This is a genomic window from Luteibacter rhizovicinus DSM 16549 (assembly GCF_001887595.1).
In the GTDB taxonomy this organism is placed as follows: domain Bacteria; phylum Pseudomonadota; class Gammaproteobacteria; order Xanthomonadales; family Rhodanobacteraceae; genus Luteibacter; species Luteibacter rhizovicinus.
Map to the genome: position 1 here is coordinate 888,577 of NZ_CP017480.1, position 19,619 is coordinate 908,195.

At 64.0% G+C, this 19,619-nt stretch carries 19 protein-coding genes; 6 read left to right on the plus strand and 13 right to left on the minus strand.

The window, feature by feature from the left end; all coding sequences use genetic code 11:
* Positions 1 to 18 precede the first annotated feature (18 nt).
* Complete coding sequence (ahcY, locus tag BJI69_RS04150) at positions 19 to 1,449, plus strand: adenosylhomocysteinase (RefSeq protein WP_046967056.1); 1,431 nt, start codon at positions 19 to 21, stop codon at positions 1,447 to 1,449.
* A gap of 118 nt (positions 1,450 to 1,567) precedes the next feature.
* Here ahcY and BJI69_RS04155 read toward each other — a convergent pair whose 3' ends face one another.
* The gene (locus BJI69_RS04155; protein WP_046967057.1) at positions 1,568 to 2,515 is read right to left on the minus strand and encodes a LysR family transcriptional regulator; all 948 of its coding nucleotides are present in this window, start codon (positions 2,513 to 2,515) and stop codon (positions 1,568 to 1,570) included.
* Between the two features lie 87 nt (positions 2,516 to 2,602).
* Here BJI69_RS04155 and BJI69_RS04160 point away from each other — a divergent pair, with 87 nt between their 5' ends.
* From BJI69_RS04160 to BJI69_RS04180, 5 genes are all read left to right on the plus strand, one after another.
* On the plus strand, positions 2,603 to 3,481 hold the full coding sequence (locus BJI69_RS04160; RefSeq protein ID WP_046967058.1) for an NmrA family NAD(P)-binding protein: 879 nt from the start codon (positions 2,603 to 2,605) through the stop codon (positions 3,479 to 3,481).
* Entirely contained in the window at positions 3,474 to 3,821 is a 348-nt protein-coding gene (locus BJI69_RS04165) for a DoxX family protein (RefSeq protein ID WP_046967059.1), read from the plus strand. Before BJI69_RS04160 ends, BJI69_RS04165 begins: the two co-directional genes overlap by 8 nt.
* A 247-nt stretch (positions 3,822 to 4,068) precedes the next feature.
* Positions 4,069 to 4,899: a methylenetetrahydrofolate reductase [NAD(P)H] gene (gene metF / locus BJI69_RS04170; RefSeq protein ID WP_046967060.1), complete on the plus strand. Its 831-nt coding sequence runs from the start codon at positions 4,069 to 4,071 to the stop codon at positions 4,897 to 4,899.
* Between the two features lie 73 nt (positions 4,900 to 4,972).
* Positions 4,973 to 5,485: a DUF4124 domain-containing protein gene (locus tag BJI69_RS04175; RefSeq protein ID WP_046967061.1), complete on the plus strand. Its 513-nt coding sequence runs from the start codon at positions 4,973 to 4,975 to the stop codon at positions 5,483 to 5,485.
* Positions 5,486 to 5,550: 65 nt separating this feature from the next.
* Positions 5,551 to 6,465, plus strand: a complete 915-nt coding sequence (locus BJI69_RS04180) for a branched-chain amino acid transaminase (RefSeq protein WP_125902973.1) — start codon at positions 5,551 to 5,553, stop codon at positions 6,463 to 6,465.
* A 107-nt stretch (positions 6,466 to 6,572) separates the two neighbouring features.
* Here the strand turns inward: BJI69_RS04180 and BJI69_RS04185 are convergent, their stop codons facing one another.
* The 12 genes from BJI69_RS04185 to BJI69_RS04240 all read right to left on the minus strand — a co-directional run bounded on the left by BJI69_RS04185 (position 6,573) and on the right by BJI69_RS04240 (position 19,616).
* Positions 6,573 to 7,448: a hypothetical protein gene (locus BJI69_RS04185; protein WP_125902974.1), complete on the minus strand. Its 876-nt coding sequence runs from the start codon at positions 7,446 to 7,448 to the stop codon at positions 6,573 to 6,575.
* 12 nt (positions 7,449 to 7,460) lie between these two features.
* Positions 7,461 to 8,996, minus strand: a complete 1,536-nt coding sequence (locus BJI69_RS04190) for an esterase-like activity of phytase family protein (RefSeq protein WP_078023008.1) — start codon at positions 8,994 to 8,996, stop codon at positions 7,461 to 7,463.
* Entirely contained in the window at positions 8,996 to 11,314 is a 2,319-nt protein-coding gene (locus BJI69_RS04195; RefSeq protein WP_071925073.1) for a TonB-dependent receptor, read from the minus strand. The genes BJI69_RS04190 and BJI69_RS04195 overlap by 1 nt, the downstream gene beginning before the upstream one ends.
* A 186-nt stretch (positions 11,315 to 11,500) precedes the next feature.
* Positions 11,501 to 12,784, minus strand: a complete 1,284-nt coding sequence (locus tag BJI69_RS04200) for a sensor histidine kinase (protein ID WP_046967064.1) — start codon at positions 12,782 to 12,784, stop codon at positions 11,501 to 11,503.
* Positions 12,768 to 13,454, minus strand: coding sequence for a response regulator transcription factor (locus BJI69_RS04205; RefSeq protein WP_046978015.1), 687 nt, complete (start codon positions 13,452 to 13,454; stop codon positions 12,768 to 12,770). Before BJI69_RS04205 ends, BJI69_RS04200 begins: the two co-directional genes overlap by 17 nt.
* 193 nt (positions 13,455 to 13,647) lie before the next feature.
* Positions 13,648 to 14,583 (minus strand): 30S ribosomal protein S6--L-glutamate ligase, encoded by a 936-nt coding sequence (rimK, locus tag BJI69_RS04210; protein ID WP_046967842.1) that lies wholly within the window; start codon positions 14,581 to 14,583, stop codon positions 13,648 to 13,650.
* Positions 14,580 to 15,029: an ATP-dependent zinc protease family protein gene (locus BJI69_RS04215; protein ID WP_046967843.1), complete on the minus strand. Its 450-nt coding sequence runs from the start codon at positions 15,027 to 15,029 to the stop codon at positions 14,580 to 14,582. The genes rimK and BJI69_RS04215 overlap by 4 nt, the downstream gene beginning before the upstream one ends.
* Before the next feature lie 164 nt (positions 15,030 to 15,193).
* On the minus strand, positions 15,194 to 16,495 hold the full coding sequence (locus tag BJI69_RS04220) for an MFS transporter (protein ID WP_046967844.1): 1,302 nt from the start codon (positions 16,493 to 16,495) through the stop codon (positions 15,194 to 15,196).
* A 7-nt stretch (positions 16,496 to 16,502) separates the two neighbouring features.
* Positions 16,503 to 17,279 (minus strand): HAD-IIA family hydrolase, encoded by a 777-nt coding sequence (locus BJI69_RS04225; RefSeq protein WP_046967845.1) that lies wholly within the window; start codon positions 17,277 to 17,279, stop codon positions 16,503 to 16,505.
* A 72-nt stretch (positions 17,280 to 17,351) separates the two neighbouring features.
* The gene (locus tag BJI69_RS04230; protein WP_046967846.1) at positions 17,352 to 17,807 is read right to left on the minus strand and encodes a hemerythrin domain-containing protein; all 456 of its coding nucleotides are present in this window, start codon (positions 17,805 to 17,807) and stop codon (positions 17,352 to 17,354) included.
* Positions 17,808 to 17,865: 58 nt separating this feature from the next.
* A complete protein-coding gene (locus BJI69_RS04235; RefSeq protein ID WP_125902975.1) occupies positions 17,866 to 18,984 on the minus strand; it encodes an acyltransferase family protein in 1,119 nt (372 codons plus the stop codon).
* Positions 18,985 to 19,097: 113 nt separating this feature from the next.
* On the minus strand, positions 19,098 to 19,616 hold the full coding sequence (locus tag BJI69_RS04240; RefSeq protein WP_046967847.1) for a hypothetical protein: 519 nt from the start codon (positions 19,614 to 19,616) through the stop codon (positions 19,098 to 19,100).
* Positions 19,617 to 19,619: the final 3 nt, after the last annotated feature.

A 19,619-nucleotide genomic window follows, 5' to 3' on the forward strand; every position in this document is an offset into this window, starting at 1 on the left:
CAATCGGAGCTACGCCCCATGAACGCCGTCACCAAAGACACCGCTTTCCAGGACTTCAAGGTCCGCGATATCACGCAGGCCGCCCTCGGTCGCCGCCGCATCCGCATGGCCGAAGAAGAAATGCCGGGCCTGATGCAGATCCGCGCCCGCTACGCCAAAGAGAAGCCGCTCCAGGGCGTGCGCCTCTCCGGCTCGCTGCATGTGACCAAGGAAACCGCCGTCCTCGCCGAAACCCTGCGTGAGCTGGGCGCCTCGGTCCGCTGGGCGTCGTGCAACATCTTCTCGACCCAGGACGACGTCGCCGCGGCGCTCGCCGAGGGCGAACTGCCGGTGTTCGCCTGGAAGGGCGAGTCGCTGGAAGAGTATTGGGACTGCACGCTCGACATGCTGACCCACCCGGGCGAACTCGGCCCGCAGCTGATCGTCGACGACGGTGGCGACGCCACCCTGTTCATCCACAAGGGTGTCGAACTCGAAGACGGCAGCGACTGGGTCAACACGCCCAGCGGCAACCACGAAGAGCAGGTCATCAAGGACCTGGTCAAGCGCACCGCCGCCGCCCGTCCGGGCTGGTTCAAGAAGGTCGCCGCCGAATGGCGCGGTGTCTCCGAAGAGACCACCACCGGTGTGCATCGCCTTTACCAGCTCGCCGAAGCCGGCAAGCTGCTGGTCCCGGCCATCAACGTCAACGACTCGGTGACCAAGAGCAAGTTCGACAACCTCTACGGTTGCCGTGAGTCGCTGGCCGACGGCATCAAGCGCGCGACCGATCTCATGGTCGCCGGCAAGGTTGCCGTCGTCTGCGGTTACGGCGACGTGGGCAAGGGTTGCGCGCATTCGCTCAAGGGCTTCGGCGCCCGCGTGATCGTCACCGAAATCGATCCGATCAACGCCCTGCAGGCCGCGATGGAAGGCTTCCAGGTCACCACGATCGAAGAGACCCTCGGCCTCGGCGACATCTACGTCACCACCACGGGCAACAAGGACATCATCACGCTCGAGCACATGGCGGCGATGAAGAACAACGCCCTGGTCTGCAACATCGGCCACTTCGACAACGAGATCCAGATGGATCGCCTCAACGGCGCCAAGGACGTCACCCGCGAGACGATCAAGCCGCAGGTCGACCGTTACACCTTCGCCAAGGGCAACGCCATCTACATGCTGGCCGAAGGCCGCCTGGTGAACCTCGGTTGCGCCCATGGCCACCCGAGCTTCGTCATGTCGAACAGCTTCTCCAACCAGACTCTTGCGCAGCTCGACCTGTGGGCCAACAAGGACAAGTACGAGAAGACGGTCTACCGCCTGCCGAAGAAGCTCGACGAAGAAGTCGCCCGCCTGCACCTGGCACAGATCGGCGTGAAGCTGACCGTGCTGACCAAGGACCAGGCCGACTACATCGGCGTGCCGGTCGAAGGCCCGTACAAGCCGGACCACTACCGCTACTGATCGATCGCGTCATCGTGATACCGGAAAGGCGCCCCTTCGGGGGCGCCTTTTTCGTTGGCGAGGCTTTTTCTCGATGCCTGTCCCGCTTTCGCGAGGACACGTCTGTACGGCCCGCACCCTACGGCGCGGTCGTCGGCAAGTAATCGTCCGGCCTGAAGGGTCGTCGCATTTGCCGGGTGGCGAAATCGACAAATGCGCGAAGCTTCGGCAGTGACTGACTTCGACTCGGATAGTAAAGAGAGAGACCGGGAACCTCTTCATAATAAGGCTCGAGCACGGTCTGCAGATCGCCACGTTCAAGATGCGACATCACAATCGAGTGCGGCAGCTGGAAGAGTCCGACACCTCTCAGCGCTGAGCGAACGCAGCCGTCGACATCGTTGATCACGAGAGGCCCGGCTACACCCACTGTGATGCGCTTACCATCGACGACAAATTGCCAATGATCGAGAGCTCGCACGGATTGACGAAGCAGGATGCAACGGAAGTTCTGCAAATCGTACGGGGATGCCGGCCGGCCGTGCTCCCTGAAGAACGCAGGGGAGCCGACGACAACGAAGCGCTCCGGTGGCGTTAGCCACATTGCGACCATGTCGATCTGGATGAAGTTTCCCAGTCGTATTCCCGCGTCGAATCCTTCTTCGACGATATCAATGGGGCGGTCGTCGCCGACGAGTTCGAGTTCAACATTGGGGTGAGCGTCGAGAAAGCCCGGCAGCAAGCGATTCACCAGCAACGGCACGATGGGCCTGGGCATATTGATGCGCAGGCGACCCGTAATCTCGCCACCCAGGCCGCTCGCGGCGTCCAATCCTGCGGTGAGCATGTCGACTGCCGGACGTGCATGGGCAAGCAGCCGTTCGCCCGCTTCGGTCAGCCTGACGCTTCGTGTCGTACGGGAGAAGAGCGGTGCGCCAATCCTTTCTTCCAGACCACGTATGGCTTGGCTGACCGCCGAAGGTGTGATGCCCAGATGCCTCGCTGCGGCCCGAAAGCCTCGGTACTCCGCCACCGTCAGGAACGTGACCATCCCGTCCAGATGGGTTCGGGCGATTGTTAAGTTCATCTACACGACCCGTTCCGAATGAGCCCCATATTCGAATAATAGCGCACGGGCTACCGTGGATCGTCAAACCACTCGAGGCGAACACACATGTTCTTGGTCATGGGAATCACGGGAAAAGTGGGCGGTGCAGCGGCAAGTCACTTGCTCGCACAAGGCAGGAAGGTGCGCGCGCTGGTTCGCGACCGTGCGAAGGCAGCAAGCTGGGTCGACCAGGGCGTCGAGTTGGTGGACGGGGACTGGAACGATGCAGCCTCCATCGAGCGGGCACTCAGGGGCGTCGACGGGGCGTTTGTCATGCTGCCTCCCATCTGGGCCCCCTCGCCGGATTTCAGGGAAGCCAAGGGTGTCATCGCGACGTATGTCCAGGCGCTCAGCAAGGCGCCGGTGCCGCGGGTCGTCGCGCTGTCGTCGATGGGCGCGGACCGAACCAGCGGGATGGGCCTGATCACGGCCTTGTCGCTTATGGAACAGGCTTTTCGCGAGCTGACCCTGCCGATTGCCTTTGCGCGAGCCGGCGGATTCTTTGAAAACTTCCTTTACGGCTTGCACGTCGCCCAAGGTGGCGCGTTGCCCGTCTTCAACGATCCGACGCATCGGAAATCGACCATGGTTGCGACCGACGACATCGGCGCCGAGATCGCATCGCTTCTCAGCGGGCCGGCGTGGCGGGGCCATAGGACCATCGAACTCGGCTCCATGGTGAGCGCAGATGATGTGGCGGCGCAGCTGAGCGAAGTGATGAAGCGCGACGTGAAGGCCGTTGCCGTCCCGCGCGCCGACTGGCCGGATACATTCGAGCAGTTCGGCATCCCGAAGGGTAAGTCTGGCCCTGCGGAAACCATGTACGGGGCCGTCAATGCGGGAGGGATGGACCTCGGGGTCGCGGGTACGGAGCACGTGCCGGCCACGACGTCCGCTCGCGACGTCTTCGCATCGGCTCAAAGGGTCACCCGGATCCATGCCTAACATTTCGTGGCGCGACGCCCTGCCCTTCGCGCTTGCGGCTTTCTTCGTCGCCGGTTCCCTGAGCAACATCGTCGCTCCGGGATCGATCTACGAGGAATACCTGAAATGGGGTTATCCGCCCTGGTTCCATTTCTTCACCGGAACGATGGAACTCACCACCGCCCTTCTTCTTTCCTGGAAACCGACTCGCCTGTCAGGTGCGTTGCTTGGTGGCACCGTCATGTGTGCCGCACTCGCGACCGTCGTCATTCGTGGCGAATACGCGCACGCCGTGCCGCCATTCGTCGCGGCGACGTTGTCACTCGTCGTTGGCTGGATAAGTCGCGGGCGAGGGGAGTAACGCCGGAGGCTGGTTGCGGCGCCAGGGCTTCACCCTTCCCCAGGAGGATCGTTCGACCATGATCCCTTTTCCTCGCTCGGCGAGCGCCACGGCGGCCAGAACAATGAGCATGTGAAGTCCGTTCGGCAAGTCGGGAGACCCGATACTCAGGGCTTCATCGGGCAGGTCGCAAGGGTTATCGATTTGGCCATCTTTCCATCTCGATGGAAAGATATATACTCCGGACATCGCTCCGGGAACCGTGCCCATGCCCGCTATCAGTTTCGAGTTCTTCCCGCCCAAGACCGACGAGCAGCGTGCCCAGCTCGACGCCACCGTCGGCCGGTTGAAGAAACACGCGCCGGACTATGTCTCGGTCACCTTCGGCGCTGGCGGCTCGACACTGAGCTACACCGACGAAACGGTGAAACGGTTGCGTGCCGACCACGGCCTGTCGGTCGCGCCGCATCTTTCCTGCATGGGCGGCACGCGGGCCGAGATCGCCGCCCTGCTCGACCTCTACAAGGCCACCGAGTGCCGGCGCATCGTCGCCCTGCGCGGCGACCTGCCCTCGGGCATGGCTTCGCCGGGTGACTTCCGCTACGCGGCGGAGCTGGTCAGCTTCATCCGCGAGCACAGCGGCAACCATTTCCATATCGAAGTCGCCGCGTATCCAGAAACCCATCCGCAGGCCGAGAACGCGCTGGTCGACCTGCGCCACTTCAAGGCCAAGGTCGACGCCGGCGCCGACGGTGCGATCACCCAGTACTTCTTCAATCCGGATGCGTATTTCCGCTTCGTCGACGACGTGACCCGGCTCGGCGTGAACATCCCGATCGTGCCCGGCATCATGCCGATCGCGAACTTCAGCCAGTTGCGCCGCTTCTCGGAGCAGTGCGGCGCGGAGATCCCCCGCTGGATCGTCAAGCGCATGCAGGCACACGGCGACGATGCGGCCGCCGTACGCGACCTCGGCGCCGAGGTGGTGGCCGAACTCTGCCAGCGCCTGCTCGACGGCGGCGCGCCCGGCCTGCACTTCTATACGATCAATCGGGCCAAGGCCACGATCAACGTGCTGGAGCGTCTCGCGGCGCGCTAAACGTGCGCGCCGTCACTCTCCGCTGAAGCGCGTACGCGGATGATGGCGCACCGCCCCCACTCGTGCCGCCACCGTGTATCGCGCCCTCGCCCTGCTCCTGCTCCTGCTCCTGATCGCCGTCCCTGCCGCCGCGCAGACGACGATCCACCGTTGCATCGGCACGGACGGCCGCCCCGTGTTCTCCGATCAGCAGTGCACCAGCATTGGCGCCACGTCGATCATGCCGCCCGCGCCGGCCGCCGCGAGCTCCACGGCCGTCGATACGCCCACTGGTCCTAACACCGGGCTCCTGTGTGCGAAGGACGTGGCCGGGCTTCGCGAGGGCATCGCCCAGGCCTTCGCCAACCGCGACGCCAACCGCATCGGCGGGCTGATCCTCTGGAGCGGCTACGGCAGCGGCGGCGCGATCGAGAACATCCGGAACATGAACGAGCTGGTCCACCAGTCCCTGCTGGCGGTGGAGGGCAACGAAGCCGGGGGGCTCGACGCCGTCACCGCCCGCCCCGGGAACGACGCCGCGACCCGGCGCGCCCACTTCAGCGTGGTGCGTGACTCGGGCTGTCTCTGGCTCCGCCCGCCGGCCTGACGCGTTGCGCCATGGCAGGGGCCGTACTGCGCGTTATCATGGGCGGTCCCCAGGAGAGCGTACCCATGCAGAACTACCCCGATTGGATCTGGCAGAACGGGCAGATCAAGCCCTGGCGCGATGCCACCGTCCACGTGATGGCACATGCGCTGCACTACGGATCCTCGGTGTTCGAGGGTATCCGCAGCTATGAGACGCCTGACGGCGCGGCCATCTTCCGCCTCACCGACCACCTCAAGCGCCTGTACATGTCGGCCAAGATCTACGACATCGAGATCCCGTACTCGATCGACGAACTCGCCGCGGCCTGCCGCGACGTGGTCAAGAAGAACGACCTCAAGGCAGCCTACCTGCGCCCCGTCGCCTTCCGCGGCCTGGGTGGCTTCGGCCTCTCCGCGGAATGCCCCACCGACGTGGCCGTCGCCACGTGGCCGATGGGCCCCTACCTCGGTCCCGAGGCACTGGAAAACGGTATCGACGCCTGCGTGTCGAGCTGGCAGCGCTTCGCGCCGAACACGATTCCGGCCGGCGCCAAGGCCGGCGGCAACTACCTTTCCGGTCAGCTGATTGCGCGTGAAGCGCGTCGCCTCGGCTTCGGCGAAGGCATCGCCCTGGCCTCGACCGGCCTGCTCAGCGAAGGCGCCGGCGAGAACCTGTTCCTGGTCTTCGACGGCGTGCTGCACACCCCGCCGGCCAGCGCGTCGATCCTCACCGGCATCACCCGGCACACCCTGATGACCCTCGCCCGCGAGGACGGCATCGAGGTAGTCGAGCGTGACCTGCCGCGTGAGTACCTGTACCTCGCCGACGAGATCCTGATGTGCGGCACCGCGGCGGAAGTGACCCCGATCCGTGCGGTCGACGGCAAGCAGATCGGCAACGGCAAGGGCGGCACGATCACCCGTCGCCTGCAGGAGCTGTACTTCGGCCTGTTCAGTGGCAAGACCGCCGACCGCTGGGGCTGGCTCGAAGCACTCTGAGTCCTTGAAGCAATCGCCGATGAATCGGCTCCCACACGAAGCGGCTCCCACAGGGAGAACCCGTGCTTCTGTGGGAGCCGCTTCAGCGGCGATGCTCTTAACGCTGCTTAGTTACAAAACCCACTCGGATACGAAGACGACCGATAGGCATAAAGCCAGCTCGTCTTCCCGCCGTCATTGGCGATATTCCAGCCATTGCCGATCGAGCCGATCGCCGTATTCAACGTCTGCGAGCGCGTGAGCACGGGCGTGGTGAAGTACTTATCCGCATCCGCGTCGACGCGGAACGACAGTTCGGCCAGCGCCGGCGTGGCCGCGCCATCGATGTACCACAGGGTCAGTGTGAACTCCGCCACCGACTCACCGATGTCGGACACCGGACCGTCGTACTCCTGTTGGGTCACTGTCACACCCGCGACCTTCGACAACGACGATGTCGACACATCGGACAGCGCGGATGCCCCCGGAAACAGCTTGATCAGTGCCGCGACCGTGGTCGGCGTGGTGGTCGCATCCTGCTTGGTCGAATGCGCGAGCACCAGGTTACCCGGCGTCACGTCAGTCTCGAGCTTGGTTTCCTTGTTCTTGCCCGCACCCGAGACGTCCGTCCAGTACGACAGCTCTTCGTCGGCGTGACGGAACTTGAACTGGATATCCGTATCGTCGCCCGCACGCGTGCGCACCGAGTAACCGCGCTTGTTCAACGGACAGGTGCCCGGCGTATCGTAATAAGCCAGCGTGTCGCGATCGCCGGCGGCGAAGTTGCCGGTGATCGTCTTATCGAAACCCAGGGTCGACAGACGCGCCGAGAGATTCGTCAGCAAGGTGGCGGCAGCGCTCGACGGATTGCTGGCAAAGCGCGTCGGGTCGACCAGCACCTTGTATTCCTTGCTGTCGACGTAGGCCGGTGAGTTGGCGTGACTGGCGACCGAACCCAGCATGAGCGTCGCCGATAGTAGCGAAAGAACCGTACGTTTCATCATGCGCATAACCCTTTATCGATGGTTGGAGGCGGCGGTGGAACGCATGCCCGGCAAAGTCAGCCGGTACACGAGGATGCGGTTATCGTTGTCGATGGTGGAATCGCAGTTCTGGCCATCCATGACGCAGTGCTTCGCGATGAAGTCGTTGTCGTTGCCGACCAAGAGGAACCAGTCGTCAGGGCGCTCCGGATCGAGCACGGGAACGAGATCCATGGCCTCCCACTTCTCCGACAACGGGGTCGTGCCCTTTCCGTCGGCGTCGAGACCAAGACCGAATCGCGCAAGGTCGGTCGGGTCCAGGAGATTCACCAGCGGCTTCCACGCGGCGGCGTGGATATCGCTACGCAGCCGTCCATCGCTTCCCAGTACCGACGTGGTCGATGTTTCGTAAACGGTTCCCGCCAGGTTGCTTGCTCGGTCGATATCGACCAGCAACACGCTTTTGTAGACGAAGGGTTTGCCGCCGTCCGCGCCAAGGCCATTGCCATCACGCGCCAGCATCAGGAAGGTGTGGTTATCGAGGACGCGGATCTCGCTTTGCGCGGCCGTCTTGTTCGGCGCGACGCCATTGCCCAGATCGTTATAAGCCGGCAGACGAACCACGTAGTGACCGACAGGTCGTTTCGGCGCGGCGTCGCGACTCACGTCATACACCAGCACACGGGTAAGCACCCGTCCGGATGCATCGCCGGGCGCGGTGTCCTGGATCAGCGCACTCTGCAACGCCACGAACAGACGCGTGCCGTCCGGCGACAACGCCATGCCTTCGACACCCTGGTTGTTGCGCCGACCGGTGGCCGGAGGCCTCAGTGAGGTGAAGTCCGGCTTGCCCGCGGCATCCAGCGGACGAACGGCCTTCGGCGGTACGACGGTACCCGTGAGCCTGCCCTTCGCATCGAAGCGATACACGTTGGCCGCGTATTCGTCGCCTACATAGAAGCCACCGTCACGGGTGAACTGCAACGACTCCGCATCCAGCGACACCTTGCCCGCACCGATCCCACTCGCCGGCGAAGGCAGCACGATGCCACGCTCCTTGCGCACCCCCTGCGCGGGCTCCGCACCGGTAAACGGCCTCCCGTCGAAATCACGCAGCTCGCGCCCACCATCCACCACAAGCGACACCATGCCCCCTGTGGGAGCCGCTTCAGCGGCGAAAGAAGATTGCGCCGAGGCCACGTTCATGCTGAACCGAAAACGGTGCAACCGCCCCCGGTAATCGAAGAACACATTGTGCTCGGGATCGTTGCGTCCGCGATCGGGCAAGGTCCACAGGACACCCGTATACGTATCCCCTTCCCGCTTCCAGCTACCCGGCTCGATCATCAGCGACGAAAACGACCCCAGGGTGTCGCCAAGGAAGTCGATCGTCCCCGCGGGCAAGGAGCCCGCGGCCACCAAGCCGTGATCGACGTACGTCTTGCCGCCGAGATCCACGGAACGCGGCAGCGGAGCGGTGGCGATATCCGCCACGCGAACATCGACGGTCTGCGCCGAAGCGCCGCCAAGGAGTAGCGTCAAGCCCAGACCGACGATGCGGCGGCCCATCAGAAGCGCACGTCCAGCGTGCCGAAGACCTGCAGCGGTGCCGAGGCGTGAAAGACGTACGCCGTACCGGCCGGATCGCTCGGAACGAATGCGCTGGAATCGAAGTTGCTGGCGTAGCGCTTGTCGGTGAGGTTGGTCACGTTCACCGAAAGACGCACATCCTTCGCGATCGACAGTGCGCCGAAGTCATAACCGCCCGACACGTCCCACGTCGTGAATCCACCGAAGCCCTGGTCGTTCGTGTACGTGTAATAACGCTTGCCGGTGTACTTGCCGCGCAGCGAGGCGAACCACGGACCCTGCGTCCAGTCGATCTGCGTCGCGAACAGCTTGGTCGGCGTATCGGTCTGGATCTTGCCGCTGGTGTGCTGCACGACGCCGGCCTGGACGTAATCGCTCGCGTAGGTCGAGCGATTGAACGAGGCGGAGTTGTACCAGCGCAGGTGACTGGTCGGCTGCCAGACGAAGGTCAGTTCGACACCGTGGCTGTTGACGCCACCGACGTTGTAGAAGCGGTTACCGCAGCTGGGACCGACCGGCTGGCGCGAGTCGCAGGGGTTGTACTGCAGCAGACGATTGTCGAAACGCACGTTGTACGCCGCCACGGAGGCGGCCACCTGGTCCGTCTCGATGCGGTAGCCGGCTTCGAGGCTGCGCGATTTCTCGGGCTTGAGGTCACCCTGTGTGTTCCAGATCGACTGCGCGACAGCCTGCGGCCCCAGCTTGAACCCACCCTGGAACATGGCGATGTTCTTGGAGAAGCTGGTGAAAACTTCCTGACCTTCGGCGAGCTTGTAGCGCGCACCGAACTGCGGCAGCAACGCCTTGCTCGCGCTGAGCGAGCCTGTGGCGAACTGGTTGTTCGAATTGGCGGGAATCGGCTTCACCGCGTCGCCAGGCAGTGCCTGCGCACGCGACGTGACGTGCGGGCTCTTCACCCCTACGTCGATCGTCAGCGTATCGTCGAGGAAGCGCAGCGTGTCCTGAAGGAAGGCTTGGCGCGTATTCCAAACCGTGCGCTGGTCGAACACACCGAGATCCGGCGTCGCGTCGATCGGACCGCTGAGATCGCGCGGGCCGGTGACGTAGCTGCTGTACCGCGATGCCGTAGACACATTGTGCTCGTACCAGACGCCGCCTTCGATGTGCTGGTTGGCGATATCCCAACCTGCGGAGAGGATCGCGCCCGAGCGATTGATCGTGTACAGCGTGTTCCGGAAGATGATCGGCAGCTGTTGCGGGGTACCCGGGTACGAATACGTGCCACTGTTCCAGTTATGGCCTTCGCCCGCGTCTTCGTGGTGATAGACCTGCGCGTGGATCGTGACCGAGTCGCTCGGGAAGAAATCGCCGGCGAGATAGTAGAGATCGTCGTTGCGCAGGATCTGGCCGGCGGTGAAAGCGCCGTCCGCATCGGTGTCCGCGCCGCTCTTGTCGCACAACTTCGTATTGAGCGTGCCGGCGTTGCAATACGCCTTGCCGATCGCTTTCTGCCAGTTAGGCGCGGAGCCACCCCAGTCCCATCCGAGGCCGCGCGCCAGTTCACTCTTCGACAGGTAGAAGTAGTCCGCCTGTGACGTGCGTGAGGTGTCCGCAAAACCGGTGAAGCGCGCCCAGTCGAGATCCCACACGGCCTTGCCGTTGAACTGCTTCGTGGTCGAGCCGTTGTAAGCCGTCTGATCGTTCCACAGATCGGACGTGGTCTTGGCGCCGGACAGGTACATCGAAAAGCCGTTGTACTCGCCCGTATCGAAGCGCGCGTACGTGCGGCGGTTGGCATCGCTACCGAGCGTCTGCGAGACGCGACCACCCATCGTCTTCGACGGGTCGTTCGAGGTGTAGGCGATGGTGCCACCGAGGTTGCTGGTGGACGGGGTACCCAGGTTGCCGATGCCTTCGGAAAGCTCCGCACCGGCGAAGTTTTCGGAGATCAGCGCGCGGTTGATCGAAAGACCGTTGTAGTTGTTGTATGCGCTGTCGCCCAGTGGCATGCCGTCGAGCGTGTAGCCCAGACGCGTGCCGCTGAAGCCGCGCAGGCTGAGCGTCATCGATTGTTCGTTGGTGCCCAGTGCATCGACCGACTGCGCGTTGACACCCGGCAGCGTGTTGAGAACCTTCTGAAGACTCGTTCCTGGCGGCAAGGCCTTCTGGTCCGACGGACGCAGGCGCTGAACCTGACGCGTTTCACCGGTACCGATCACGGAAACCGCGTCGAGATCCTGCACCTTGTCGTGCTTGGTGGTGCCGGAGGACAGGTCGGGCGGGACGATCGGACTGGTAGCGATGTCATTCGCGTAGGCGACGGAAGAAAGGGCCATGCCGAGGGCGATGGCCAGAACGGTCTGCTTGAACAAGGGGCTGCATCCTTACACTCGCGGACGCGTCGCGACACACCTCCCCTGAGGCTGTCCATCACGCGCCGTGGAAGCCTCGGATAGTCGTGCAGGAAAATGGCAGCTTAGTGACAGCTTATGTGACAGGACGGCTGGATGGCCGTCCTTCGATCAACGGAAGTCGATCGTGGAAATCGCGCCAGCCATGTCGGCACGCGGCCGCAGGGAGACATCCCAGTCGTAGAGTTCGCACAGGCGACGCACGATCGCAAGGCCGAGTCCGGCACCACCGCCGGTAGCGCTCTCGCCGCGAATGCCGCGCTGGAACAGCTTCTCGGCATCCTCCGGCTTGATACCCGGACCTGTATCGATCACGTCCACGCGGCCGTCGAGCACGCGCACGGTGACCTTGCCTTCCATCGTGTACTTGATCGCGTTGCCGATGAGGTTGGTAAGGGCAACCGAAAGCACCGATGCAGGTGCATTGACCGTTACCGTGCCATCGGAGATCAGTTCGATCTCGATCGGCTTGCCACCCATCTGCGGGCGCTGGCTTTCGATCACGTCCGAAGCGACCTTGGCCACGTCGGTGGTTTCGCCACGCGTGGGGCCGCGACGCTCCGCGCGGGACAACAACAGCAGGGCTTCGATCAGCTCGGTCGCCTGGCGCGAGGCGCGCTCGATGCGCTTGAGTCGCTCGCGCACCTTGTCGGTCAGGTCGGGCGAACCCTGCAGCAGTTCCGTCGTGCTGGCGATCACCGCCAGCGGCGTGCGCAGTTCGTGACTCACGTCGGAATTGAATTCACGATCGCGCTCGACCACCGAGGTCAGTCGCATCGCGTATTCGTCCAGCGCCACAGCGAGTTCGCCGACTTCATCGTCGGCAAAGTGGGGAGCGAGTGCCTCGGCTTTGCCGACGCGGCGGAAGTCGCGCAGGCGGCGTGCGAGGTCGGTCACGGGACGCAGCACGCGCGAGGACAGCCAGACGCCGAGCACGAGCGAGAACAGCCCGAACAGGAACACGGCCGCGATGACGCTGGTGATCAGCTGGCGTTTGCCCAGTTCGTCGCGCGAGACGTCGAACTGGAGGAAGTTGATGATGCCGCCCTTCCGTCGCACCGCCACCTTGTAATGGTGGGCACGGCCATCCTTGCCCGTCTCGTAGATATCGTGCACGCCGGTGTCGAGCGGCTGCCACGTGAGCGGCGCCTTGTAGATCGTCCGGTCGCTGAAGGTCGCGCCCTTCACAATCTCGATGGGCGGCGCCTGATTGGGATTGGCGAGCACCTTCTCGTTGATCGAATCGACCTCGTCCTGCATGGCCGAATTGATCAGCTGCTCTTCGACGCGTTCACGGATGTTGATCGCCGCGTATGCGAAAAGAGCGCTCAGGCTGAAGCCGAACAGCGTAAAGGTGACTATCAGGCGAAAACGAAGCTTACGTCTGGACCGCATCCGGATCGACCATGCGATATCCGATGCCGTGACGCGTGTGAATCAGCAGCTTCTCGAAAGGTTTGTCGATGGCCGCACGCAGCCCGTGGATGTGTACGCGCAAGGAGTCCGAATCCGGCAGCTCCTCGCCCCACACGCGCTGTTCGAGATCCTGCCGCGTCACCACGGACGGGCTGGCCTCCATCAGCGCCTGCAACAGCTTCAGGCCGATCGGGTTGAGCTGGATGGACTTGCCCTCGCGGCTCACGGTGAGCGTATCGAGGTTGTAGGTCAGCCCGCCCACCTTGAGCACACGGCTCTGCGGACCCTTGCCGCGACGCGCCAGCACTTCCAGCCGCGCCGCCAGTTCCTGCAAGGCGAAAGGTTTGGTCATGTAGTCGTCGGCGCCGGACTCGAAGCCGGTGAGCTTGTGTTCCAGCGAGTCGCGCGCCGTGAGCATCAGCACCGGCGTCTGCTTGTGCGCCTCGTGGCGGAGTTTCTTCGCGACATCCAGCCCGTCCATACCCGGTAGGGTCAGGTCGAGCACGATGACGTCGAAATCGTGTACGACAGCCAGGTGTAGCCCGGTAACGCCGTCGCCGGCGAAATCGACCACATGGCCGCGATCCTCGAGGTAATCCCCGATGTTCGTCGCGATGTCGGTGTTGTCTTCGATGACCAGAACGCGCATTCGGCACTCCATTGTGCGGTCGCGGGTGAGTCTTATCAGTATTGCGACCGGAAGCTTAACGCCGAATCCGTGAAGCGGACAGCAGTAAAAGAGAGGCCCGGACGGAAAACCGCCCGGGCCGAAAGAACTACTGCCCCGATACCGTCACCCCGCGTCGCGGAATCACAGTGCCACCTTTATAGGCGAGGCCCGTTTAAATCGCTGTTAATCCCTTCGGGGCCCTTGGGCGGCGAGCCTTGGCGAGCACGGGTCGCGCGGCAAGCCGGCTTTCGCAGTGGGCGATGATGGCGTCGGCGACGTCCACACCGGTGCTGCCTTCGATCCCCTCCAGGCCCGGCGAGGCATTCACTTCCAGTAACAGGGGGCCTCGGGACGACCGCAGGAGGTCCACGCCGGCCACTTCCAGGCCCAGGGCCGAGGCGGCCTGGATGGCCACCCGGCGCTCGTCGTCGGAGAGCTCGACCGAAGCGGCCGAACCGCCCCGGTGCAGGTTGGCGCGGAACTCGCCCGGCGCCGAGGAGCGCTGCATGGCCGCCACGACCTGGTCGCCGACCACGAAACAGCGCAGGTCGCTGCCGTTGGCCTCGCGGATGAACTCCTGGACGAGGAAGTTGGCGTAGAGGCCGCGGAAGGCCTCGATCACGCTCTGCGAGGCCGAGCGCTTCTCGGCAAGTACCACGCCGGCACCCTGGGTGCCCTCATTCAACTTGATGATGTGCGGCGGGTCGCCCAGCATCGCGAGCAGGTCGGAGGTGTCGTCGGGGTTGTCGCCGAAGGCAGTGAGTGGCATGTCCACGCCCTTCACGGCCAGCATCTGCAGGCTGCGCAGCTTGTCCCTGGCGCGCAGGACGGCATCGGACGGGTTGGGCGTGAACACCCCCATCAACTCCAGCTGGCGAAGCACGGCCGTGCCGTAGAAGGTGCTGGAGGCACCGATGCGCGGAATCACGCAGTCGATGGGCCCGAGCGGCTTGCCCTTGAAGTGGATCGCAAACATTTGCGGCGCGATGCTCATGTAGCAGCGCAGCGGATCGATCACACGCACGGTGTGCTTGCGCTTGCGCGCCGCCTCCACCAGTCGCTGCGTGGAATACAGCCGCGCGTTACGCGACAGGATGGCGATCTTCATGTGGGTTCCCGGACGGCGCGGCGCGCTGTCTGTGAATAGGAAAGCGAGGGATCGACCTGGAAGCGCCCGATCAGCGCCGTCCGGCCGAGCAAAAGGGGAAAGAGCATGTGCCGCCGGTCGGTCAGGTTCACTTCGGCGAGGAACGACTGCCCGGCCAGCTCGATCTCGGTCTGGATGAACCAGCGCGTGGTCGCGTGGCCACCAGAGTCTGTCACGGTACGCTGGCCGATGGCCCTGGCCTCGCATGGCGCCGATATGCCGCCCCGGCGGGTCGTACGCACCTGGAAGCGCAGCCAGGTGCCATCCGCGCGCTCGTCAGCCTCGAGCCATTCGACGTGCAGCGACGACGAGCGCGCGCCCGTATCGAGCTTGGCCTTGAGGACAGGGATGCCGAGCGACGGAAGTGCAAGCCGTTCGCGCCAGCCTAGGGTGATGACATCAGTCATGGGTCTGGTGCGAAGGTAGGGGGACGGCTGTGGACCGGGGGAACGGTCCGGATGCAAAAGCATGCCGAAGCTGGTGCCGGGTTTCAACCGGCACGATGGCAGGGGTCCCTGGGCCTGTCACGCCCATGAAATCGACGTGAACAGACCAGGGCCTCCGGACTCCCTCAGCGGCGAAGGGAACCCCGCCCGCTCACCATCATGTAGATCGACGCCCCAACGCCAACCAGCGACACCAGGGCGACGTAGTGCGCCGGCCCCAGGCCGCCAGCCGTCGTCGCGAGATAGCCGACCAGGACAGGCGTGGCTGCGCCCGCGATGGCATAGGCGACGTTATAGGACACGGAGATCCCGGAGAAGCGAATCGCCGGTGGAAACGAGGCCACCAGCACCGCCGGGACGATGCCCGCCACCCCGGCAAAGACACCCGCGAGCGCATAGAGCGGAAACAGGTGGACACCGCCGGACTGAAGATCGATGTACAGCGCATAGGTGCTGAGCGTCAGGCCGACCGAGGACAGCAGCATGGCGCGGGCAGTACCCATCCAGTCGACCAGGAGACCGCCTCCGATGCAGCCCAGGCACAGGGTGAATGCCGCGATGCTCCCACCGGTAAAGGCGCGCGCCGGCTCGACATGAAACCTCGTCTGCATGACCGTCGGCGTCGTCAGGATGACCACGACGATCGCGGCGGTAAGCACCCAGGTCACCGCCATCGATAGCAGGACACCCGGAAGATGGTCGCGAACGACGACCAGCGCGGGCAGCTCCTCGGCGAGTTCCTTGCGCTCACGCATGCGCGCAAACACGGGCGTCTCGCTCAACCAGCGACGCAAGTAAACCGCGATGAAACCGAACGCTCCACCGAGGATGAAGGCAATGCGCCAGCCGTGATCGAGCATGTCGGCTTCGGACAGGCTGGCGTTGAGCCATGCCGCCAGCAGCGAACCCATGAGGATGCCTGCGGTGAGACCGGCGGAAAGGCTGGCCACGGCAAGCCCCACGCGCCGCTGCGGCACGTGCTCGGCCACGAACACCCAGGCACCCGGCACTTCACCGCCGATGGCCAGTCCCTGCACCACGCGAAGCAGCGTGAGCAGGATGGGGGCGAAAACACCCAGCGTCGCGTAAGTCGGCAGGACGCCGATGAGAAGCGTCGGCACCGCCATCAGGAACACGCTGAAGGTGAACATCCGTTTGCGGCCGATGCGATCGCCGAAGTGCGCCATGACGATGCCGCCGAGCGGCCGGGCGAGGTAAGCCACCGCGAAGATGCCGAACGTCTGCAGCGTCGCCAGCCAGACTGCCGTGCCGGGCGGAAAGAACAGGTGCCCGATCGTCTTCGCGAAGTAGACGAAGATCACGAAATCGTAGAACTCCAGCGCACCGCCAAGGGCCGACAGGAGCAGGGTTTTCACATCGCCACGGTCGAGCGTGCGGCGGTCCGCACTATCCAGGGTCGCACTCATGGTCGTATCAGCCCTCGAGCAGGTTCGCGACGGAATCGAGGATTTCGGCGGGACGGAAGGGATACGCCTCCACATCCGCCCGCGTAGCGATACCACTGAGCACCAGCACCGTATGCAGGCCCGCCTCGATGCCCGCGACGACGTCGGTGTCCATACGGTCGCCGATCATGCCGGTGTTATGCGAGTGCGCACCGAGCTTGTTCATCGCTGAGCGGAACATCATCGGGTTGGGCTTGCCGATCACGTACGGTTCGCGACCGGTGCAGCGGGTGATCAGTGCCGCCACGGCACCGGTGGCAGGCAGCGGACCTTCGGCACTCGGGCTGGTCGCATCCGGATTGGTGCAGATGAAACGTGCGCCATTGCCGATGAGCCGGATCGCCTTGGTGATCGCGGCGAACGAATAGGTCCGCGTTTCGCCCAGCACGACATAGTCGGGGGCGGTGTCGGTCATGATGAAACCGGCCTCGTGGATTGCCGTGGTGAGGCCCGCCTCGCCCATGACGAACGCCGAGCCGCCGGGTGACTGATCCTTCAGGAAGGTGGCCGTGGCCAGCGCCGAGGTCCAGAGCTGCTCTTCGGGCACGTCCAGCCCCGAGGTGCGCAGGCGCGCGCTCAGGTCGCGCGGGGTAAAGATCGAGTTGTTGGTCAGTACGAGGAAGGGAGTCCCCTGGTCCCGCCATTGGCGAATCAGCTCGGGCGCACCCGGGAGTGCCTTGTTTTCATGGACGAGCACGCCATCCATGTCGGTGAGCCAGCAGGCAACGTTCTTGCGGTCGGACACGGCAATTCCTCGGTACAAACGGGACGTTGGGGACAAGAGTACCGCGCCGCCGTGCCGATCGCTTGGTCGGAGCTATTCGCTGGCAAGCTTCTTGTGCATGGCGATGTACTCCTTCCGGTACTTCTTCGCCAGCCCGGTTTTCTGCCGATCGGTGAGAATTTTGCCACCGAGCTGGAAGAAGCTGCGCTCTTCCTCGCGAAGATGCTCGTGCAGCTCCTCCGAGAGCTTGCTGAGGTTGGCCGTCCACTTGCGCCCGGCATGGTTCACCGTCTGCAGCTCCTCCACCAGGTCATCCATCTTGTGGTGGTCGGCCAGGGCATCTCGCGACGGATGCAGGCCGCGGTCGTCCATCAGCATGGGTACGTAGAGGAAGCGCTCTTCGGCCGCCTCGTGCGCGGCCAGCTCGATGCGTAGCGCGGTGAACAGCTCCACGCGGTGTTCGCCGGGATCCGAGCGCATCAGCTTGCGCATCAGGGAGCGCTGGATGGCGTGACTTTCGCGCAGGGCTTCGAAAATGGTCTCGGACATGGCGTTCCCGGCTTTGTCGTGAAAACGCCATGGTCGCCGGTGTCATGTCAGGGTTTCGTCAGTGGCCTGGAGCGGGCAAGGCGGGATCCAACGAGTGCGAGGCGACGCCGTGATCGAGGAACCGTCGACCGAGTACTCGCAGCAAGGGCCTCTCGAGCACGTGATAGCTGATCAGCCCCACACCGAGACCGACCAGACCCATGGCAACGGCCAGCAGGGAACGATTGACCAGACCCACCCAGCCCAGACGATCGAACACCGCGGCAACCCCGATGAAGATCACCCCGTGCCAGAGATAGATCGAGAAGGAGGCGTTACCCAGGTACTGCAGTGTGGCGGGCATGACGCGGCGCTCGCCGCCTGACTCGAACGCCGCCGTGCCGTAGACGATGAGGGCAGCCGGCAGCCCCCAGCAGCCCAGACGCAAGAGATAGGACAGCGCGGCCCGTCCACCGTCCGCCTGGAGTGGAAGCGTCCCGAGAAGTAACCACACGAGACCGATCCCGATCGCGACGGCGCGGAAACGGTGTTCACCGCGCTCGATCAGCATGCCGACCCCGATGCCCAGGAGAAACTCGAGAACAAGGGGTGCGAAGACGTAATCCAGGGGGATGCCCAGACCGAACACAGTGGCGAGAAAGGCAACGATCCCGATCACGGCAAACCAGACCAGCCATCCCACGTGGACCCGCGAAGGGAACACCGCGAGGCTCAGCGCGGTGACCGCGTAGAAATAGATCTCGAACGTCAGCGTCCACGCTGCCTGCACCCGGAAATTCGGAATCCCGTTGATCAGGAAGAACAGCTCGACCTGCGGCTTCTTCACGAAGGAGCTGGCCGGCGGCAACCAGATCATCATCACGCTCGCCGCGCCGAACACGATCCAGTACAGCGGGTAGATTCGGATGACGCGCTTCATCGCGAATTCGTAGAGCGCCCTGCCCCGCCCGGCCACCGCCGCCCGCGCCGCCGAGCGCCGGGTCACGTGGTAGATGATGAAGCCCGAAATGACGAAGAAGATATCGACGCCGGATGGTCCGACCGCCGCGAACCATGGCTTCGCCCAATGCGTGCGCATCGGCGGCATGTCCCAGAACAGGTGGCTGGTCAGGACCATCAGGGCCGCGATGGCACGCAGGCCCTGGATGTTGCGGTAGTTCGTTCGTGCCGTTTCCATGGTGCGCTTGGTGGTCACAGCCCAAAACAGGTAGTGCCGCCCGCCGTGCAAATCGTTGCCTCGGCATGTCGGGCATGAGTACGGCCTCGGGTTTATTGAGTACGGCCTCGGGTTTAGTACGGCCTCGGGTCCGGCTCCTGCGCCACGCTCTTCCAGATCCCGTTCAGGAGCAGATGCCGGGTGCGGGCAATGTAGGTCGTTCTCGCCGTAAGAACCCTCGACCTGGCCTGGTCGCTGAAAGAAACGACCGTTCGTGAACGGTCGCACAGGGCCGACACGACGTTGGCCGTCGGCGCCGTCGCGGACGTCGACGACAGCTCCGTCTTGCCCTCGCACAACGACGTCGGCAACCCCGAGAAGCTGCCGACGTAGACCTCCACACGATCGGCATCACTCGCCTCAACCTGACTTGCTGCCTCACTCCAGGCATGACCGCGATCGTCGAAGGCTTCGAGCTGACCATCGGGCAAGTGGAACAGGAACGGCATCCGATCCATTCGGGCCGACCAGAGCTGGTACGTATCGGAGGTTTCGACCGTTTTGGTTTCCGTCATGACGGTGCAACCCACCGACAAGCCGGTGATGGCGATAGCAGCCAGGGCGTACCCAAGCTTCCGGTAGAGGCGTGACATCCT